Annotated in this window: 25 protein-coding genes; 1 reads left to right on the forward strand and 24 read right to left on the reverse strand. The window is 68.0% G+C overall.

Annotated features, from left to right (window positions below):
- Positions 1 to 9: 9 nt before the first annotated feature.
- The 11 genes from ACFYOY_RS13285 to ACFYOY_RS13335 form a co-directional block, all read right to left on the reverse strand.
- The gene (locus tag ACFYOY_RS13285) at positions 10 to 459 is read right to left on the reverse strand and encodes a hypothetical protein (RefSeq protein ID WP_388586733.1); all 450 of its coding nucleotides are present in this window, start codon (positions 457 to 459) and stop codon (positions 10 to 12) included.
- 94 nt (positions 460 to 553) lie between these two features.
- On the reverse strand, positions 554 to 1,183 hold the full coding sequence (locus ACFYOY_RS13290) for a class I SAM-dependent methyltransferase (RefSeq protein ID WP_388586736.1): 630 nt from the start codon (positions 1,181 to 1,183) through the stop codon (positions 554 to 556).
- Positions 1,180 to 1,500 (reverse strand): hypothetical protein, encoded by a 321-nt coding sequence (locus ACFYOY_RS13295; protein WP_388586738.1) that lies wholly within the window; start codon positions 1,498 to 1,500, stop codon positions 1,180 to 1,182. The genes ACFYOY_RS13290 and ACFYOY_RS13295 overlap by 4 nt, the downstream gene beginning before the upstream one ends.
- The gene (locus ACFYOY_RS13300) at positions 1,500 to 2,207 is read right to left on the reverse strand and encodes a hypothetical protein (protein WP_388586740.1); all 708 of its coding nucleotides are present in this window, start codon (positions 2,205 to 2,207) and stop codon (positions 1,500 to 1,502) included. Before ACFYOY_RS13300 ends, ACFYOY_RS13295 begins: the two co-directional genes overlap by 1 nt.
- Before the next feature lie 224 nt (positions 2,208 to 2,431).
- The gene (locus tag ACFYOY_RS13305) at positions 2,432 to 2,677 is read right to left on the reverse strand and encodes a DNA-binding protein (RefSeq protein ID WP_388586743.1); all 246 of its coding nucleotides are present in this window, start codon (positions 2,675 to 2,677) and stop codon (positions 2,432 to 2,434) included.
- A gap of 310 nt (positions 2,678 to 2,987) precedes the next feature.
- Positions 2,988 to 3,377 (reverse strand): DUF6221 family protein, encoded by a 390-nt coding sequence (locus ACFYOY_RS13310; RefSeq protein ID WP_388586746.1) that lies wholly within the window; start codon positions 3,375 to 3,377, stop codon positions 2,988 to 2,990.
- Positions 3,374 to 3,622 (reverse strand): hypothetical protein, encoded by a 249-nt coding sequence (locus tag ACFYOY_RS13315; RefSeq protein ID WP_388586749.1) that lies wholly within the window; start codon positions 3,620 to 3,622, stop codon positions 3,374 to 3,376. Before ACFYOY_RS13315 ends, ACFYOY_RS13310 begins: the two co-directional genes overlap by 4 nt.
- Positions 3,619 to 3,924: a hypothetical protein gene (locus ACFYOY_RS13320; protein ID WP_388586751.1), complete on the reverse strand. Its 306-nt coding sequence runs from the start codon at positions 3,922 to 3,924 to the stop codon at positions 3,619 to 3,621. Before ACFYOY_RS13320 ends, ACFYOY_RS13315 begins: the two co-directional genes overlap by 4 nt.
- On the reverse strand, positions 3,917 to 4,171 hold the full coding sequence (locus ACFYOY_RS13325) for a hypothetical protein (RefSeq protein ID WP_388586753.1): 255 nt from the start codon (positions 4,169 to 4,171) through the stop codon (positions 3,917 to 3,919). The genes ACFYOY_RS13320 and ACFYOY_RS13325 overlap by 8 nt, the downstream gene beginning before the upstream one ends.
- Entirely contained in the window at positions 4,168 to 4,386 is a 219-nt protein-coding gene (locus tag ACFYOY_RS13330; protein WP_125757641.1) for a hypothetical protein, read from the reverse strand. Before ACFYOY_RS13330 ends, ACFYOY_RS13325 begins: the two co-directional genes overlap by 4 nt.
- Positions 4,383 to 5,075 carry a hypothetical protein gene (locus ACFYOY_RS13335; RefSeq protein ID WP_388586756.1) on the reverse strand — a complete coding sequence of 231 codons (693 nt, stop codon included), beginning with the start codon at positions 5,073 to 5,075 and terminating at the stop codon, positions 4,383 to 4,385. The genes ACFYOY_RS13330 and ACFYOY_RS13335 overlap by 4 nt, the downstream gene beginning before the upstream one ends.
- 141 nt (positions 5,076 to 5,216) lie before the next feature.
- On the opposite strand from ACFYOY_RS13335, the gene ACFYOY_RS13340 reads away from it, so the two are divergent.
- Positions 5,217 to 5,411 carry a hypothetical protein gene (locus ACFYOY_RS13340; RefSeq protein ID WP_388586759.1) on the forward strand — a complete coding sequence of 65 codons (195 nt, stop codon included), beginning with the start codon at positions 5,217 to 5,219 and terminating at the stop codon, positions 5,409 to 5,411.
- Between the two features lie 313 nt (positions 5,412 to 5,724).
- On the opposite strand, the gene ACFYOY_RS13345 is transcribed toward ACFYOY_RS13340, so the two are convergent.
- The 13 genes from ACFYOY_RS13345 to ACFYOY_RS13405 form a co-directional block, all read right to left on the reverse strand.
- Positions 5,725 to 6,165, reverse strand: coding sequence for a hypothetical protein (locus ACFYOY_RS13345; protein ID WP_388586762.1), 441 nt, complete (start codon positions 6,163 to 6,165; stop codon positions 5,725 to 5,727).
- Between the two features lie 133 nt (positions 6,166 to 6,298).
- Positions 6,299 to 6,490, reverse strand: coding sequence for a hypothetical protein (locus ACFYOY_RS13350; RefSeq protein WP_388586765.1), 192 nt, complete (start codon positions 6,488 to 6,490; stop codon positions 6,299 to 6,301).
- A 10-nt stretch (positions 6,491 to 6,500) separates the two neighbouring features.
- Positions 6,501 to 6,704, reverse strand: coding sequence for a hypothetical protein (locus ACFYOY_RS13355; RefSeq protein WP_388586768.1), 204 nt, complete (start codon positions 6,702 to 6,704; stop codon positions 6,501 to 6,503).
- Positions 6,705 to 6,806: 102 nt separating this feature from the next.
- On the reverse strand, positions 6,807 to 7,010 hold the full coding sequence (locus ACFYOY_RS13360; RefSeq protein WP_388586771.1) for a DUF4236 domain-containing protein: 204 nt from the start codon (positions 7,008 to 7,010) through the stop codon (positions 6,807 to 6,809).
- Positions 7,011 to 7,012: 2 nt separating this feature from the next.
- Positions 7,013 to 7,576 (reverse strand): DUF6919 domain-containing protein, encoded by a 564-nt coding sequence (locus ACFYOY_RS13365; protein ID WP_388586774.1) that lies wholly within the window; start codon positions 7,574 to 7,576, stop codon positions 7,013 to 7,015.
- Positions 7,576 to 7,890 carry a hypothetical protein gene (locus ACFYOY_RS13370; protein ID WP_388586777.1) on the reverse strand — a complete coding sequence of 105 codons (315 nt, stop codon included), beginning with the start codon at positions 7,888 to 7,890 and terminating at the stop codon, positions 7,576 to 7,578. The genes ACFYOY_RS13365 and ACFYOY_RS13370 overlap by 1 nt, the downstream gene beginning before the upstream one ends.
- Before the next feature lie 2 nt (positions 7,891 to 7,892).
- Positions 7,893 to 8,432 (reverse strand): hypothetical protein, encoded by a 540-nt coding sequence (locus ACFYOY_RS13375; protein WP_388586780.1) that lies wholly within the window; start codon positions 8,430 to 8,432, stop codon positions 7,893 to 7,895.
- Complete coding sequence (locus ACFYOY_RS13380) at positions 8,429 to 8,608, reverse strand: hypothetical protein (RefSeq protein ID WP_388586782.1); 180 nt, start codon at positions 8,606 to 8,608, stop codon at positions 8,429 to 8,431. Before ACFYOY_RS13380 ends, ACFYOY_RS13375 begins: the two co-directional genes overlap by 4 nt.
- A 156-nt stretch (positions 8,609 to 8,764) precedes the next feature.
- Positions 8,765 to 9,358 carry a hypothetical protein gene (locus ACFYOY_RS13385; protein WP_388586785.1) on the reverse strand — a complete coding sequence of 198 codons (594 nt, stop codon included), beginning with the start codon at positions 9,356 to 9,358 and terminating at the stop codon, positions 8,765 to 8,767.
- A gap of 88 nt (positions 9,359 to 9,446) precedes the next feature.
- Positions 9,447 to 9,854 carry a hypothetical protein gene (locus tag ACFYOY_RS13390; RefSeq protein ID WP_388586788.1) on the reverse strand — a complete coding sequence of 136 codons (408 nt, stop codon included), beginning with the start codon at positions 9,852 to 9,854 and terminating at the stop codon, positions 9,447 to 9,449.
- A 27-nt stretch (positions 9,855 to 9,881) separates the two neighbouring features.
- The gene (locus ACFYOY_RS13395; protein WP_388586791.1) at positions 9,882 to 10,439 is read right to left on the reverse strand and encodes a hypothetical protein; all 558 of its coding nucleotides are present in this window, start codon (positions 10,437 to 10,439) and stop codon (positions 9,882 to 9,884) included.
- A 216-nt stretch (positions 10,440 to 10,655) separates the two neighbouring features.
- Positions 10,656 to 12,713 carry a hypothetical protein gene (locus ACFYOY_RS13400; RefSeq protein ID WP_388586794.1) on the reverse strand — a complete coding sequence of 686 codons (2,058 nt, stop codon included), beginning with the start codon at positions 12,711 to 12,713 and terminating at the stop codon, positions 10,656 to 10,658.
- Positions 12,710 to 14,032 (reverse strand): hypothetical protein, encoded by a 1,323-nt coding sequence (locus ACFYOY_RS13405; RefSeq protein ID WP_388586797.1) that lies wholly within the window; start codon positions 14,030 to 14,032, stop codon positions 12,710 to 12,712. The genes ACFYOY_RS13400 and ACFYOY_RS13405 overlap by 4 nt, the downstream gene beginning before the upstream one ends.

Raw genomic sequence — 14,032 nt, forward strand, 5'->3', positions numbered from 1 at the left:
GCCGCCTCCTTACCGCTTGAGCAGAATAGGCAGCGCGAGCCTGAGGTGCTTGAGTCGCGACCAGCGGGCGTTGGGTTCCACTCGGCAGTCCATGTTGAGGATGCAACTGCGGAAGAAGCGCCACCGGCTACGCAGCACGTTCGGCAGGTTACGGAGCTTCGGGAACCGCCCCTGTCGCTTGCCAGTCCCCTGGCACTCCGGGCAGCTCACGAAGTGCCAGCCGTCGGAGGCGTGCGACTCGTTCTCCGCCTCACGCCAGAGCGCGACCAGCTTGGAATCCGTCTCGCTAGACGGCTGACAGATTGTCCGGCCCTGCTTCTTCAGCTCTGCGTTGACGGCGGGGCTGTCGATGAAGACGGGCACGACGCCGGTCCCTTCGCACTGGCCACGGCACACGGTGAGGAGGTTGGGCGGCGCGATTCCGAGGGCTTCGTACCTGTCGGTGAACTGGACATCCATGGGGTCTCCCGAGGTATGCGGAAGCCCCGGAGCTCGGGACTTCCGGGGCTTCCTTCCTGCGGTGATCAGGCCGCAGGCGTATGGGTGATGTGGGTCAGTTGGTCTTCACGGCCCGGTAGACGCCCCACGGCAGCTCGCTGTCGACGGGCTCCAGCCCGATCTGCTGGCAGGCTTCGGTCTGCTGCTCGCGCGACCAGGTGGTGACGCCGATCCAGCTGTCGGCTTCGACCGGCTGGTCGGCTACGGGCCAGTCGAGGACGAGGATCCCGCCAAGCTTGGTGGCGGCCCGCAGCTTGCCGATGATGTGCAGGCAGTCGTCCCAGCTGTGGTGGATGAGAACGGCCAGGCTGTAGACGGCGTCCACGCGGCGGCGGCCAAGGTGGGCGGCGAGTCCGTCGGCGTCGGCCCGCACGGTGGTGAGATCGAGGGCGAGACCTTCGTGAGCGGTCGTGATGTCGTCCGTTATCTCGGCGAGCCGGTCGAGCATTCGCGGGGACGAGTCGACGGCGGTGACCTCGTAGCCGAGGGCGGTCATCGGGATGGCAACGCGGCCGTCACCGCAGCCGAAGTCCATGACCTTCGCCCCGTCGGGGATGACCGAGGCGAGCATGTCGGCCTGCGCGCGGCCGGAATCCCAGTAGGCGTCCTCGGAGACGCGGCGGAGCGGGTGGATGGCGTCCGGGTCGGCCTGATCCCAGGCCTGGATGACGTCACTGGCGGTCACGAGATCTCCACAGGGGTCTCGGCGTGGCAGATCGCAGCAGACGTCAGCGCTGGGAACTCGCAGCAGTCGTCGAAGAACACCCAGAGCGCGCCAGGCATGGTGCAGTCGGCGGTGACGGGGTGCCTGTCGGCGTACATCCATCGCTGCTGGATCAGGGCCATGTGCTCGTCGCACGTGAGACTGTTGTCCAGTTGCCCGTCCCACATGACGTGCCACGTCGCAGGCTGACCGCAGTCCTCGGGGGCTCCGGGCGGCTTGTAGCCGCAGCTCTGGGTGCCGTCGTACCGAGGCTCTCCCTTGGGTACGAAGGGATCCATCACGCCTCCTCGACGAGCTTCCGCAGCTTGACCAGGTCGGCTTCGAGGCTGCCGTTGTCGCGGTAGTCGTAGTAGGCGGCCGAGTCGGCGGTCACCTGCTCCGAGCTGTTGGCCTCCTCATAGCCCTGATCTACCGCCGCCTTGCCCGCCGCGGGATGCAGGTGCTCGATGACCATGTCGTCGAGGTAGGTGATGCGCTGCATCCCCTTCCCCCAGTCGAGCCACACCAGGTCGACGCACAAATGGACCAGGACTGGGGGCGCCATGTAGCCCAGCGTGCTGACGATGTCCGAGGTCATGGCGACCGCGGTCGGCATCCGCTCCCCCATCAGGAGGTCGTTGCCGTACACGATGCCGGGGCCACCCGACAGGCACTCGCGGATCCGCGCATCCCACGGCATCGCTGCCGGACGCGGGCGGTGATCGTCGCCCATGAAGCCGAGGAACCGGTAGGTCTTGGCCGCCTTCGTCGCCTGCTGGTTGAGGGTGCCGCACAGCCGCCGCCGCTTGCCGAACGTGAACCGCACCCGCCCGTCGCCCTTCAGCTGGGCGGCGTGCGCCTTGTACGCGGCCAGCTCCGGGTCATCGGCGTCCACCGCGAACAGCAGGTCGGCGGTCGCCCCCGTGTCGTCCCACGCCTGCACGATCTCGGGCACGGCCTGGGGCCGGCCTCTGGTGGGGATGATGACGAGCAGGTCGTCGGCCATGGCGCGGGCCTCCTTGTGGTGCCGGCTTGGGCCCGCTGCCTGGTCGCGATCCTCCGGACAGCGGGTGCGTGTGGGGTCCGCCCGGCCGTGACGATGCGACCGGGCGGACGGGACGCCGCGCTGGGGGCGTGGGGCTTCCCGGCCTGCCCCCGCAGAGCAGGCGTGTGTCCTCGCGGGCGGGAGCGTCCACCACCCAGCGCGCTGCGACCACCCGCGAGGAGTCGTTAGGCGGCGTTGTCGATGCGGACGCGGCCGGGGAGGGGTGGTGCGGGTGTGGGGATGACGTTGCCGTCTTCGTCGTGGGTGGCGGGGTCGATTTCCATGAGGTTGTAGCGGACGCCGTTCTTGCGGAGCCCGTGTTCTTCGTAGCGGGTGATGCGGCCTTCGGCGCCCCAGCGGCGGATGGTGGATGGCGGGCGCCCGGTCCAGTGGGCTACGAGTTCTTCGGTGACGAAGTGGGGCTCGGACAAGGCGGTTCACCCCCGGGGCATGCGAAAGGGGCCACCCGTGACGAGTGGCCCCTTCGACGCAGCTAGATCGATCGAATCACACGATATGCTCACTCACCGTCGAAATCAAGCAGTTGTTTCACCTGCGCCTCGGCACCCTCGATGGGACTCCGTGCTGGTGGATACCTTCAGGGCGCTTTTCGTAGGTCAAGTAGCCTTCTCGCTCTTTCCAGGTCGGCTCGACCTGATCGCCAGACGAGGAAGGCTGTAGCGAGTCCTGTGACTCCTCCGATGATGCCGCAGATCCCGAAGATGGTCTGGGTCGTCTCGTTCATGGCGCCCATTCCTCGCCTTTGTGGTCGGGGTGTCCGGCGAAGGGTTGGGCGAGAAGGCGGAGGGTCCGACAGGGGTATTCCGGATAGCGGCCAGTGAGCTCGCAGGTGTTGCATGCGTCCAACATCTCGTCAGGCAGCTCCACCGAGTGGTGCTCCTCAACAATGGCGAGCTTGGCGTCGAGGTCGGCGAGCCCGAAGGTGGTGTCGCGGTATGCACTGGCCTCGGCCGCTTCAAGGTGGCGAGAGCACGGGTCATGCTCGTCGTAGTGCTTCGGGTCCTGCTCGGCATAGTTCACGCAGGGCCCGTCGTGGCCGTCTCGGTAGCGGATTACCGCTTCCCGTTGTTCTTTCAATCGGGCGCGAAGGAAGTCGGCGATATCGCTCATGTGGCGGCTCCGGTGGTGTGTGCGATGGCGCGGCATTCGAGCGCGTCGGCTTCGTAGTCGATGGCAGCGGCGGCTGTTTCGAGGTCGCATTCGGGGTTGTCGGCGAGGTTGCGGCACGAGTCGGCGATGGCACGCAGGAAGGAGATGACGGCGTCGCAGCCGAGATATGGCTGCCCGTCGGTGGCGGTGACGATGGGCAGGCTCGTCGTGGCGGGCTGGACTGGGGCGTCGTCGCCTTCGGTCACGGCTGCCCGCCTCGTGCCCGTGTGGCGGCTTCGGCTCCGATACCAACGGCACCCACGAACTCCCACGCCGATTGGTAGGTGTGGCCGCCGACGATGGTCTGGCCGCCCGCGTTCATGTCGCCGATACAGATTCCGTAGCGGCCGTTGCTGTGGTGGTGCACCTGGATGGTGACGCCAGTGTCGTGGGCTATGACGGCGGCGTGCCAGGCAAGCTTGGCGGCGTCGTCCCATGCCGGGTCGAGGGGTGGTTCGATGTGGCTGCCGGTGGCGTCGTGGATGCGGGTGACAGTGGGTTCAGGCATTGCCGCCTCCGTTGGCATAGGTCTCGACGGCTTGGGCGCCTGTGGTTCCGATGGTGGCTTCGTCCCATTGGTGGCTGCAGCGCAGGCATTCGCGGTGTAGCCGCTCATTGGGGTGCCAGCCGATGATGGCGGGGGTGGGGCCGTGGAGGCAGCGGCCGTGTGCGAGGTATTGGGTGTCGGCGCCTTGGTGGCCGCACTTGATGCAGGTGGTGTCGTCGCCGGAGAACGGCGGAAGGCTGTCGATCATGTTCGCGCGCCGCCTGCTCGGTCGGCGATGTGGTTGGTGGTGTCCCACCAGATGGCCCGTCCGAAGGTCATGACCTTCCAGGTCCGGTCTTTGTCGCCCGTGACGATCCAGGTGATGAGCACTGGGATGAGCACAAGGAAGGAGCACACCCCGAAGACCGCAATAGCGACGGGAAACCAGAGAACGAGGGCGATCCGCCACAAGATCGGATTCATGCCGCGACCCCTCGCGCCTCTTCGGCGGCCACGGCTTCTTGTGCCTGCCGGAGTTCTCGCCAGCCCCACATGTCGTCCCACTGTGCTCCGCAGGTGCCGCATCGTATGCGGCTGTTGGCGGCGGAGGCGGTGAGCTGGGTCCCGCAGGGCTGGTTGTCGATCAGGGTGGGGCAGTGGCCGACGTTGACCCTGCCCGGTTTCCGGTCGTGGCTGAGGGCTTGCTTGCATTCGGCGTGGAGTCGCCGGATCTCTTCCACGTCTTGGTCAACGCTGTTGTAGGCGTCGCAGGCCCAGGGCAGATTGTTGATGAGGAACCGGATGTGCTCGGGGACCGCTTCACCGGGCGAGCCGCGCCATGGTGCGACCGTCCAGCCCAGCGCGTTGCGCCACGAGTCTTCGATGTCCCGCAGTCGGGTGGCCACTCCCCCGGCGGCGGCGAGGCTGAGGACTTCGAGGCGGGGCGGGATGGGCGGCACCCTGCTACCGGACGTGGGGGCGCCACCGCGGCGTGCGCCTCGCATGAGGGCAGCACTGCTGTTGATCTGCTGGAAGAGGCCGGGGAGTTCGGCGAGCCGTTCGGCGGTGCGGGTCTCACAGAGACGGCACGATTGGCGGCCTGCCTCGTTCTCCCAGAGGTCTCGTTCACAGGCGCAGCAGGTGGGCCAGGCGTAGTCGGCGGTGTCGGTCACGGTGGCTCCTCGTTGGCACGGTGGTGCGAGGTGCGGGGGTGGCTCTGGGCCTAATTGTGCATACCTGTGCCGACAAGCCCGAAGAAGGATCCGTGGGGGACCCGGGGCAACGTCGGCCCGAATCTGTGCGACGGTCGGGCCATGACTGATCGATACCCGCTCGCCTGCACCAAGTCGGCGTACCGCCGCCTGAAGCCGATCACCTGCCAGGGCTGCGGTCTCCGCTACAAGCCGATCTGGGCGCCGACCACCGATCTGGGTGACGAGGTGGACCAGTCCGGCGTTCTCAGCTGGGTGTGCCCCAATGAGCGGTGCAGCCACAACCCGCTGGACTGACACGGGCGGCGCCTCCGCACAAGGTGCCGCCCCGATTGCGCGTTTCGCCCGCCACTCCCCCACCTTTCCCGCCACACTGGCCGTATGGCCGTGACGGTGGTGGTGTTGACGGAGTCTGAGGCTGAGGCTCTGGCGTGGCATCAGCGGGTGTGTGAGGTGCTGGGGCTGGTGCCGCTTGGTCGTCCGTCGCAGGCTCTGGGTCGGGACCGGTGGATGGTTCGTGCGCAGGTTCCCGCCCCGCAGCCGACCGCCCACGAGTAGGCCCCGCCCGGGATCCGGGCGGGGCCACAACTGTCCGACGGGGCGGGCGCCCTTACTTCAGGATCGGCCGGTTGATGTGGCGGTGCTCGACCTCACATCCGATGCCAGAGGCTCGCAGGTAGGCGGCGATCTCCTCGGCGATGGCCACGGAGCGGTGGCGGCCTCCGACGCAGGCCACATGAATATCGACACGCTTCAACTGGCCGCTGCGGGGCCGACGAAGCAGGGCGATGGCTTTTTCTGCGTTCTCCTTGACGAGGCGCTTGGCGCCCGGTGTGGCCATGACGTAGCGGCGCACTTCGGGGTTGAGCCCGTTGGAGTGCAGCATGCGGTCGCGGACCTTGGGGTCGTCGGGCGGGTTGCGGAGGATGCGGGTGTCGACTCGGATGGCTGTGCCGGGCGGGTTGTCGTGGTGGCCTTCGCCGTATGAGGTGATGACGGTTTGTACATGCCTGTTGTCGTACAGGCTGCTGAGGTCGTTGGGTGCGGGCATGCGGTAATCCTCCTGGTTGTGTTGGGGTGGTGGTAGCCGGTTGGGCGTGTTGCCTGTTGCCTCTTTGGGTCGCCGGGCCAGGGATTGTCTCGGCCCCGCCCGGGATCCGAGCGGGGCCGAGGTGGGTGATAGGTCAGGTGCGGATATCGAAGACAAGACCGAGAGGGCTGACCTCCAGGATGGTCTTGCAGCTGCTGCACGTGTAATCGCGGTAGCCGAGGTTGAGGGGGCCTGCGGTCATCTCCTCGCCGCAGCAGTCAGGAGCCGTGTGGGCGCCGAGGTGGTCGCCAATGGACAGTTCCTGGCCGTGGATGCTGGGGCTCATCGGTTCTCCTCTACTGGTTGCGGTTGGTGAAGCGGATGCCTTCGAGTTCGCGGGCTTCGGCGAGCAGCCTTCCGGCGGTCGGGCGCCGGTGCTGGTTCTCGCATTCGGTGGCCCAGCACTGGTGCGTGTAGCAGGTGTCGCGGTCGTCGGCGTGCATTCCGGCGGCCTCACGCTGGTCGTCGCGCTTGAGTGCGTCGGCGAGCTTCTTGTTCACTGGTGTCCTTCCTGGTTGCTCGATGAGGGTGCGGGGGCCGAGGCGGTCAGCCGTCGGATGGGCCTTCGCTGGCAGGGTCGTCGCCGGATGCGGTGTGCGGGGTTAGTTGCCGCGCCTACGCCGAGTGGTCGTCCTTCGCCACCCGAACGGGCCGGGCAGGTCGCAGCTGGTGGTGACCCTGCCGGTGCTGCTGTAGGTGCGCTTGAGCCCGTTACGGAACCCGAAGGTGAAAGACACCGACTTGGCGTTCAGGTTGAGGGTGACGCCGGGGAAGATGCGGATCGACTTGCGGAATGTGATGGCCATGGCTAGCCCCTTACGGCGTTGGCGAGTGCGGGCCACAGCCGGTCGTCGCGGCCCCACACGGGGTCGAAGATGGTGATGTAGGTGGAGGTGCGGAGTTCGCGCACCGCCCGACCGCCGACCTCAGCCCACTCGAACGCGACCTGCTTGCGGCGCCCTTCTGTGCGGCCGAACCAGGTGTAGCCCTTGCTGCCGATGCGGGTGACGACTGCCCCGTCGCGCCATCCGCTGTCGGGCCGGTGCGCGACGATGTCCATCCCGGCCCGCCGCGCGTTGAGGCGAATGCGGTCGAGGAGCCGCTCGTCGGCTACCCAGCCGGTGGCGGCAGCGCGTTGCTCCCATCGGACTCCGTCGTCGCCGACGCCCGTCTCGCCGGGCTGCGAGTCGGTGGTGACGAATCCGGCCCGGTTGCAGGCGGCGAGGATTGGCACGAGGTGCAGGGTTTCTTCGTCGGGCCCGTTGCTCAGGCTGCTGGGCGAGTAGGCGTTGTGTCGCCCTTCCAGCCAGTCGGCCATCAGGTTGCCGAGGTCGGCAACGCTGGCGGCCTTCTTCCACGGGTTGGAGGCCATCAGCGCCACTCCCAGGATTGACGGGCAACTGCGGCGCGGCCTGCGGCAGCGGCGAGTTTGGCGACAATTGCTGCCCGGTCCGTGGGCATGAGCCGGTGACTGGCCGCGGTGCTCAGGACTCGGGCCATGCGGCCGGCGTCGCGGTGGCTGATGGTGATCCAGGCGTCGGACCGTGTCTCGAAGAGAAACGCGACGCTGCGCCAGTCGCGTGAAGAGAGAACGTGTGCGAGATGCGGGCCGAGCTCGCTGATGCTGGTGTACGAGGGGCGCATTACGCCGCCGTGCTTGTCGGCGTGAGAAATGGTCCAGCCCATGTTCAGTGTCCTTTCGGGAGTTGTCGGGCGAGGGATTCGAGGTTTTCGGCTTGCTGCTCGCGCATGTCCATCAGCCGCTCGTAGTCGCGCTCGTCGGCTTTGGAATGCTTCGTGACGCCGATCTGCTGGCGCACGTAGTTGACGTGCTTCTCTCGGGCGCCGGGCATGGTCAGTTGCACGCAGTGGGTGAGTTCGTGAACGAGCGTGCGGTCGAGTTCACGCAGGTCGCGATGCCGACTGCTGTCTATGACGACCAAGGCACCGCTGGGTGTGAGCGTGGTGCCAGCCAGGGGGCGCTCCCGCCAGTGGGTGACAACCCGCTCCAGGACCCGCGTGTGCCGCGAGGTACCCCCAGCGAGCGCTACGTCAGCCTCCTGTACGAGCGACACGACACCCCGCCGATCTGACAGCACGACCTCGACCACAGGCATGCGCCCGCCGAGATGGCGGACAACGAGCAGCCCAGCCTGCTCGCCGATCTGACGGATGCGCTGCTCGATGCGGTCGACTCCCCCGAAGCGGCGGTGGATAGTGATGTTCACGCGATCCTCCGGTAGGTGACGTCGAGGTCGCGTGGGTCGTTCTCGGCGGCATTGAGGCGGCGCTGCAGATCGGTGTCGCCGTAGACGGTGATCGAGTCGGACGACGCTCCGGTGATCTGGTTGACCTTCTTGCCGGTGCGGGACGTGACGGTGAGGACGTACTTCGGCTCGGGCATGAGCGTCCTTCTCCTATCGCTGGAAAGGTGCCTTACTACGGGCGCGTTCGCGGCGCTGCTGGACGGGGCACCAGTCGGGGTGCTCGACGTCGCGGGGGTTGCAGCAGCCGCAGCGCTGGCAGTGGGATTTCTGGGTCTTGCCACAGTGCTCACACATCACTGCCCCGCCGACTGGATGGCTTCGCGCAGCAGGTAGAGCACGTCGCCTTCATCGCGGCCCGCGTGGTCGTTCCACTCGTAGTAGTGGGCTCGGATGCCTCGGGCGGCGAGGATGCGGTCCATGACGCGCCCGGCGGCCATGGCGGTGTCCTGGTCGCCGTAGCCGAGCCGGTACAGGACGGCCTGGGCGCCGAGAATGCAGCGCCGGCCGGAGCGGGACCGGAGGCCGCTGCCGCACCAGCCGTAGCGCTGGATGACGAGTGCGGTGAGCTGGAGGTGTTCGGTGACGGTGACCTGCCGCCGAGGGCCGCGGCGGGCGGACAGGGCCCAGTCGGGCAGCATCCTCCACACACCACCAGGCAGGCCGCGGTCTTTGGTTTTCTTCTGGCGGGGTGCGGGGCCGGTGACGATCCCCGCCTCGGCGATCAACTCGTCCACGGGCGGGAGTTCGAAGCTGCTGCCGCGGGCCGGCTTCGGGTCAGGAATGGCCGGACGCTTCGCGGGTCGGGTGGCGAGGAATCGTTCGATCTCGGCGATCAGTTGCTGGCCAGCCTGATCCAGGCTTGCCGCGTCGGGCATGGCTGTGGTCATCTATTGGCCTCCTACGGCCTTTCGGGGTGTCGGGGAGGAGTGGGGCGCCCCGGCTTGCTGCCAGGCGGTGGGGGCGCCCCGGCCAGGGTCAGATCCAGCGGCCGTGCCGCTTGGTCTTGCGGCGCTCGTCGTTGGCGTCCCGGACCTGCTTCTCCAAGCCGCGGATCTCGGTCTCGTCGAGGTACCGCTCGGTGTCGTCGCCGAGAGGCCCGGCGACCTGAGGGCTGGGCTCCCAGTAGCCGCGCACGCCGTCGGGCTGCGAGGTGTAGACGGTGCCGTGCTCGGCCAGCAGCTGCTCGACCGACTTGGAGCCGATCATGGCCCCGCCGAGGATCCCGTTGTGGTGGGTGACGATGTAGCGGGCGCACAACTTGGGGTCCTCGTAGCGGCGGGCGCCACGGGTGTCGATCTTCTCGATCACGTACAGGGCGGTGCCCTTGGGGACACGCTGGATTGCCTTCATGTCGCGGCGGTTGTTGCGGTAGACGGTGGGCATGTTGATCTCCTTGGAGTCGGCGAAAGGTCAGGCGGCTTTGACCCGGGTACGGGTCGGCGATGCGTTACGGGTGGTCTTCTTCTTGGCGGGCTTGGCATCGACAGTGGGCATGGGGACGCCTTCAGGGACTTGGGCGTACCAGGCACCGCCGACGGTGATCCCGCCGTGCTTCTTGCGTTCGTGTGTGCGGAGGGCTTTGGTGGCGGCTTTGGCGTCGCGGTAGCGGGGCTTCTCACGCTTGCCGCAGGGGCACTTCCAGCCGACGAGACCGGAGCGCTGGTCGGCGCCGAACCGGGCGGCCTTGTGGATCTGCCACTTGCTGGCTTTGGTCTTCGACGGCTTCGCGGGGCACGGCTTGGAGCCGGAGAATGAGCCGTCCTTCTTCTTGATGAAGATCTGGCCGTTGCCGTGGCAGGTCGGGCAGCCTTCGTGGGTGATCCGCATGATCGCCGCGTCGCGCTTGGAGCGGTGGGTGTCGAAGTGGGCGCTGGCGTGGCGGTCGGCCCACTTGGCGGCGTTGATCACCATCTTGCGGCGCCAGCCCTTGCGGGACGGTTTGCGGCCGACTGGGCGGCGCGGCGCCATCGTTTGGCGACGCTTTGTGGCTCGCTTCCGTGCCGTTGACCGCTTCGCAGCCATGATCAACCAACTCCCTTGACGAACTTCACAAATGCGGATCAATAGGGTGTCCAGAGGGCGTCCGGAGCCCGTCCCACCCCCGTCCACAGGGCGTCCCACCTGCGGACACTCACTTCACGGCGGACGGCCTCGGGACGGGGTCGGGACGGCCCCTGGTCGGGGTCAGGACGGGGTACGGGACGGGGCAAAAAGGGCGGCGGCGGCTTGTTCCGCGACCGCGCGCTCCCACCCTCGGACCCGGCCACCACCGGTGTCCTGGCGGGTCGACACCGCCCCCCTCACCAAGCCGGCCAGGTCCGCCTGCAATTCGGTCGCGTCCGTCGCCACACCAGCGCCGACGATCAACGACGTAGGCAGCCAGTCAGAACCGCGAGAGTCGAACAACCGCAGCAGTGCTGCAACCGTCCCAGCCCGTGGATCGTCCAGCCCATCGAGCCGGTCCGCGGTTGTGGACGACGCGCCACCATCGCGGCAGATGACGTGCAGCAGGTCCGCCTCAGCCAAGCTGTCGTGATCGAACCAGGGACGGCCCGCGGCCTCACGGTCAGCCACGGCCTGCCGGATCTGGTCCCGCTCCAGGCGGTGCCAACGCCACTGGATCGGCCGCAGGAAGCCGGGTCCCTTGATGTAGAACTTGCCAGCGTCGTACACCCGCACCTCGTCCACCGCGGGCCGCAGCCGGTCGGGCCGGTAGCCATCGGCACTGGCCCCCTTGCCGAACGCCAGCCGGACATCCTCCGACCGGGAGGCCAGCATGATCCGGTAGGTGACCGCGGAGGCGATGGCGTCCCCGAGCGCATCCTCAGTCGCCTCCTGCGCGGCAAAGATCAGATGCACGCCGGTCTCGCGCCCCAAGCGGAGCAGCTCAATCGCCAACTCCTTCGCCTCCGGCGGCAGGTAGATGAACTCATCCACGATGCCGAAGATCGACGGGTACTCGCGGGACGGCTTCCACAGGTCGCCCATGTCGAGCCGCGACTTGACCTTGTTGCGGGCGCGGGCGATCTGCACCAGGTGCGACAGCCACTCCGTGCACGCGTTGCCGCCACGGATCGGCGGCGCGGCCATGATGCCTTCGAACTCCGTAAGCCCGTCCTTCGCCGGGTCCATCTCGATGGCGATGGCGTCCCGGCAGGCGGTGATGGCCTCAGCGAGGGACCGCAGGGCCCCCTTCGTCTTCGCCGATCCAGACGACCCGATGACCAGCATCGACAGGCCCTGCAGCCGGAACTCCAGCGGCGACCCGTCCATGCCCTGCCCGTACACGACGACGTCTTTCACCGACAGGCTGTTCGGGGTGTGCACCGTGGGGCGGGGCATGTTCGCGAACGGGTCGGAGGTGACCAGGCGGAGGGTGATGTGCGCGGACCGCTCCGGGTCCGGCTCGATCAGGGTGCCGCCCTGTGCGATGTCGAAGTGGGTGTCCAGTTGGTCGGCGACCGCGTTCACCTTGCCGGGGGTGGAGCCCTTCAGGGTGATGTCGACCTCCCACCCCCATGAGTGCGAGGCGAGGAGCCGGATGCTGCGGGTCTCGATGCCCTCCGCATACAGGGCTCGGGACACGCACTCCTCGACCTGCTGGCCGTCCGTGCACCAGGCGAGGGGGAACGGCTCGTCCGGGTCGTCCGACTCCTGGTCCTCATCGGCGAGGATCTGCCCGGCGGGGATGCCCGGATGGTTGATCCGGTACCGGCCGTACAGAGTCATCACCGCAGAGGCAACCGCCACCTCGGACCCCGGCGCGACCGTCAGAGCCTCCAACACATCCATGTCGGCGGCGGCCACGAGCGCCGTCCAGCCGGCCGTGTTGAGCGTCGCCGCGGCGAGGGCCGTCCAGCCGAGGATCTTCCACCGCTTGACGCGGGTGCGCTCCACCTTGTTCCAGTCTGTGTCGGAGGACATGCCGCCGAGGACTTCTTGGTGGTCGTGGGCACGCACGTATCGCCAGCCGAGGATCGAGGTCGCCTTGACCCCGGTGCCGAACCACTGGAGTCCCACACACAGGGGGTGCGCGACGAGTCCGACGGCGCGCCCGGTCTTGGCGGCAACGAGCATGGCTGCGGACCCTGCCCGATACACGGCCGGCGCCCGGTTGGGGACGACCTCGATGACGCCCGGAGCGATGTCCTCCTCGTCGTCGACGGGGGTGACGAGCTCGCCCGCGATGACCTTCTCCCACGCCTCGTCGGGCTGGGTGCTGGGGGTCGTCTCGATGCTCACGACTGCTCCTCTCGGGCGGCGTTTCCTGCGCTCCTGGCGGCCTGTTCGAGGGCTGCCTGCTTCTTCGCGATCGGGCTGTTCGGTCGGCTGTCACCGGGCCGCCGAAGGGGCGGCGTGCCCCCGTTATTGCGGCGCCCGTCGGGGGCCTCCGGGTCGCGCTTGGCGCGACGGCCCCTTTGGGATTCGACCTGCGACAAGTCGCCCAGTATCGGCATCTCGGTGACGGTCTTCATGCGGGCCTCTGCGGTGCGCGCATCGGCTTCGATTTCGGCGGTGATGCCGACCTTCCTGGTGCCGTTGACGAGGTGCCAGGCGTCGGCCCAAATCTGTTCGGTGACCGTCGCGGAGCCGCGCGCTGAACGCAGAGCCTCGGCCACCTCCCACACCTCGGGGTGGTGCTTCTGACGGTCCTCATCGCGCCGCTTCTGCTCGGTCTCCGCCTGCAGCTGCTGGGCCGCTTTCTCGGCCTTGGCCTTCGCGTCGGCGGCCTGCTTCTCGGCCTTGGCTTTGGTCCGCGCCGCCTCCTCGGCTTCCTTCTCCTTCTTGGCCGCACGCTTCTCCCGGTATGAGGGAATGCCATCGGCCTTCTGGGCGATGCCGTGCTCGTAGGCCATGAGAACGATCGGCCCGCCGAGGGAGGCGATGGCGCCGATGAGACCGGCGTTGATACCGATGGCCGGGTCCTTCAACCCGTGCCACATGTTGATCCCGGCGGCGAGCAGGGCGCCGAGCATGATGCCGATGCGGTACGGCAGCACGTCCCGCCGGTGGGCGACCGCCCATGCGGCGCCGGCTGCGAGCACCAGGGCCAGGCCCTCCAGTAGGGCCGGGGCGGCGACGAGGAACGGGCGCTCCCGGTCCCAGAAGGCGATGAACTGGACTGGCGCCGCGATCACGAGCCCGACGAGGTAGATGCCGCGGGCACCCCACTTCCACAGGCTTTCGCTGCGCTGCTGCTCGGCCTCCTGCGCAGCCTTCCGTTCGGCCTCCTCCTCCGCAGCCTTCTCCGCCTTCTCGGCGGCGGCCTTGGCCTTGGCGGCCTTCTCGGCCTTCTCGGCGAGGTAGGCGTCGTGGGCGGCCTTGTCCTTCTCGAGCTTCATCGCGTTCCGCTCGTTGAGGATGGCCTGCTTCTTGGCCTCCTCACGGGCGGTGATCTCGGCAGCCTTGGCCTTGCCCTCGGCTTCGATGCGCAGCGCTTCGGCTTCGGCGTTGGCGCGCTTCCGGATTGCCTCCGCCTCGGCCAGAGCGCGCGGATCGAACCCCGGCTCGGCGTGCGAGGCAACGGGCGTCCCGTTGACCTTCTCGACGGAGGTGGTCAT

The organism is Streptomyces sp. NPDC007875 (genome assembly GCF_042868035.1).
GTDB classification, from domain to species: domain Bacteria; phylum Actinomycetota; class Actinomycetes; order Streptomycetales; family Streptomycetaceae; genus Streptomyces; species Streptomyces antimycoticus.

Excerpts from the sequence above, each read along its gene's own strand:
- ACFYOY_RS13285 (WP_388586733.1), bottom strand. The coding sequence starts at position 459 with ATGGATGTCCAGTTCACCGACAGGTACGAAGCCCTCGGAATCGCGCCG.
- ACFYOY_RS13295 (WP_388586738.1), bottom strand. The coding sequence starts at position 1,500 with ATGGATCCCTTCGTACCCAAGGGAGAGCCTCGGTACGACGGCACCCAG.
- ACFYOY_RS13300 (WP_388586740.1), bottom strand. The coding sequence starts at position 2,207 with ATGGCCGACGACCTGCTCGTCATCATCCCCACCAGAGGCCGGCCCCAG.
- ACFYOY_RS13310 (WP_388586746.1), bottom strand. The coding sequence starts at position 3,377 with ATGAGCGATATCGCCGACTTCCTTCGCGCCCGATTGAAAGAACAACGG.
- ACFYOY_RS13320 (WP_388586751.1), bottom strand. The coding sequence starts at position 3,924 with ATGCCTGAACCCACTGTCACCCGCATCCACGACGCCACCGGCAGCCAC.
- ACFYOY_RS13325 (WP_388586753.1), bottom strand. The coding sequence starts at position 4,171 with ATGATCGACAGCCTTCCGCCGTTCTCCGGCGACGACACCACCTGCATC.
- ACFYOY_RS13330 (WP_125757641.1), bottom strand. The coding sequence starts at position 4,386 with ATGAATCCGATCTTGTGGCGGATCGCCCTCGTTCTCTGGTTTCCCGTC.
- ACFYOY_RS13340 (WP_388586759.1), top strand. The coding sequence starts at position 5,217 with ATGACTGATCGATACCCGCTCGCCTGCACCAAGTCGGCGTACCGCCGC.
- ACFYOY_RS13345 (WP_388586762.1), bottom strand. The coding sequence starts at position 6,165 with ATGCCCGCACCCAACGACCTCAGCAGCCTGTACGACAACAGGCATGTA.
- ACFYOY_RS13350 (WP_388586765.1), bottom strand. The coding sequence starts at position 6,490 with ATGAGCCCCAGCATCCACGGCCAGGAACTGTCCATTGGCGACCACCTC.
- ACFYOY_RS13360 (WP_388586771.1), bottom strand. The coding sequence starts at position 7,010 with ATGGCCATCACATTCCGCAAGTCGATCCGCATCTTCCCCGGCGTCACC.
- ACFYOY_RS13365 (WP_388586774.1), bottom strand. The coding sequence starts at position 7,576 with ATGGCCTCCAACCCGTGGAAGAAGGCCGCCAGCGTTGCCGACCTCGGC.
- ACFYOY_RS13370 (WP_388586777.1), bottom strand. The coding sequence starts at position 7,890 with ATGGGCTGGACCATTTCTCACGCCGACAAGCACGGCGGCGTAATGCGC.
- ACFYOY_RS13380 (WP_388586782.1), bottom strand. The coding sequence starts at position 8,608 with ATGCCCGAGCCGAAGTACGTCCTCACCGTCACGTCCCGCACCGGCAAG.
- ACFYOY_RS13385 (WP_388586785.1), bottom strand. The coding sequence starts at position 9,358 with ATGACCACAGCCATGCCCGACGCGGCAAGCCTGGATCAGGCTGGCCAG.
- ACFYOY_RS13390 (WP_388586788.1), bottom strand. The coding sequence starts at position 9,854 with ATGCCCACCGTCTACCGCAACAACCGCCGCGACATGAAGGCAATCCAG.
- ACFYOY_RS13395 (WP_388586791.1), bottom strand. The coding sequence starts at position 10,439 with ATGGCGCCGCGCCGCCCAGTCGGCCGCAAACCGTCCCGCAAGGGCTGG.
- ACFYOY_RS13405 (WP_388586797.1), bottom strand. The coding sequence starts at position 14,032 with ATGACCACCTCCGTCGAGAAGGTCAACGGGACGCCCGTTGCCTCGCAC.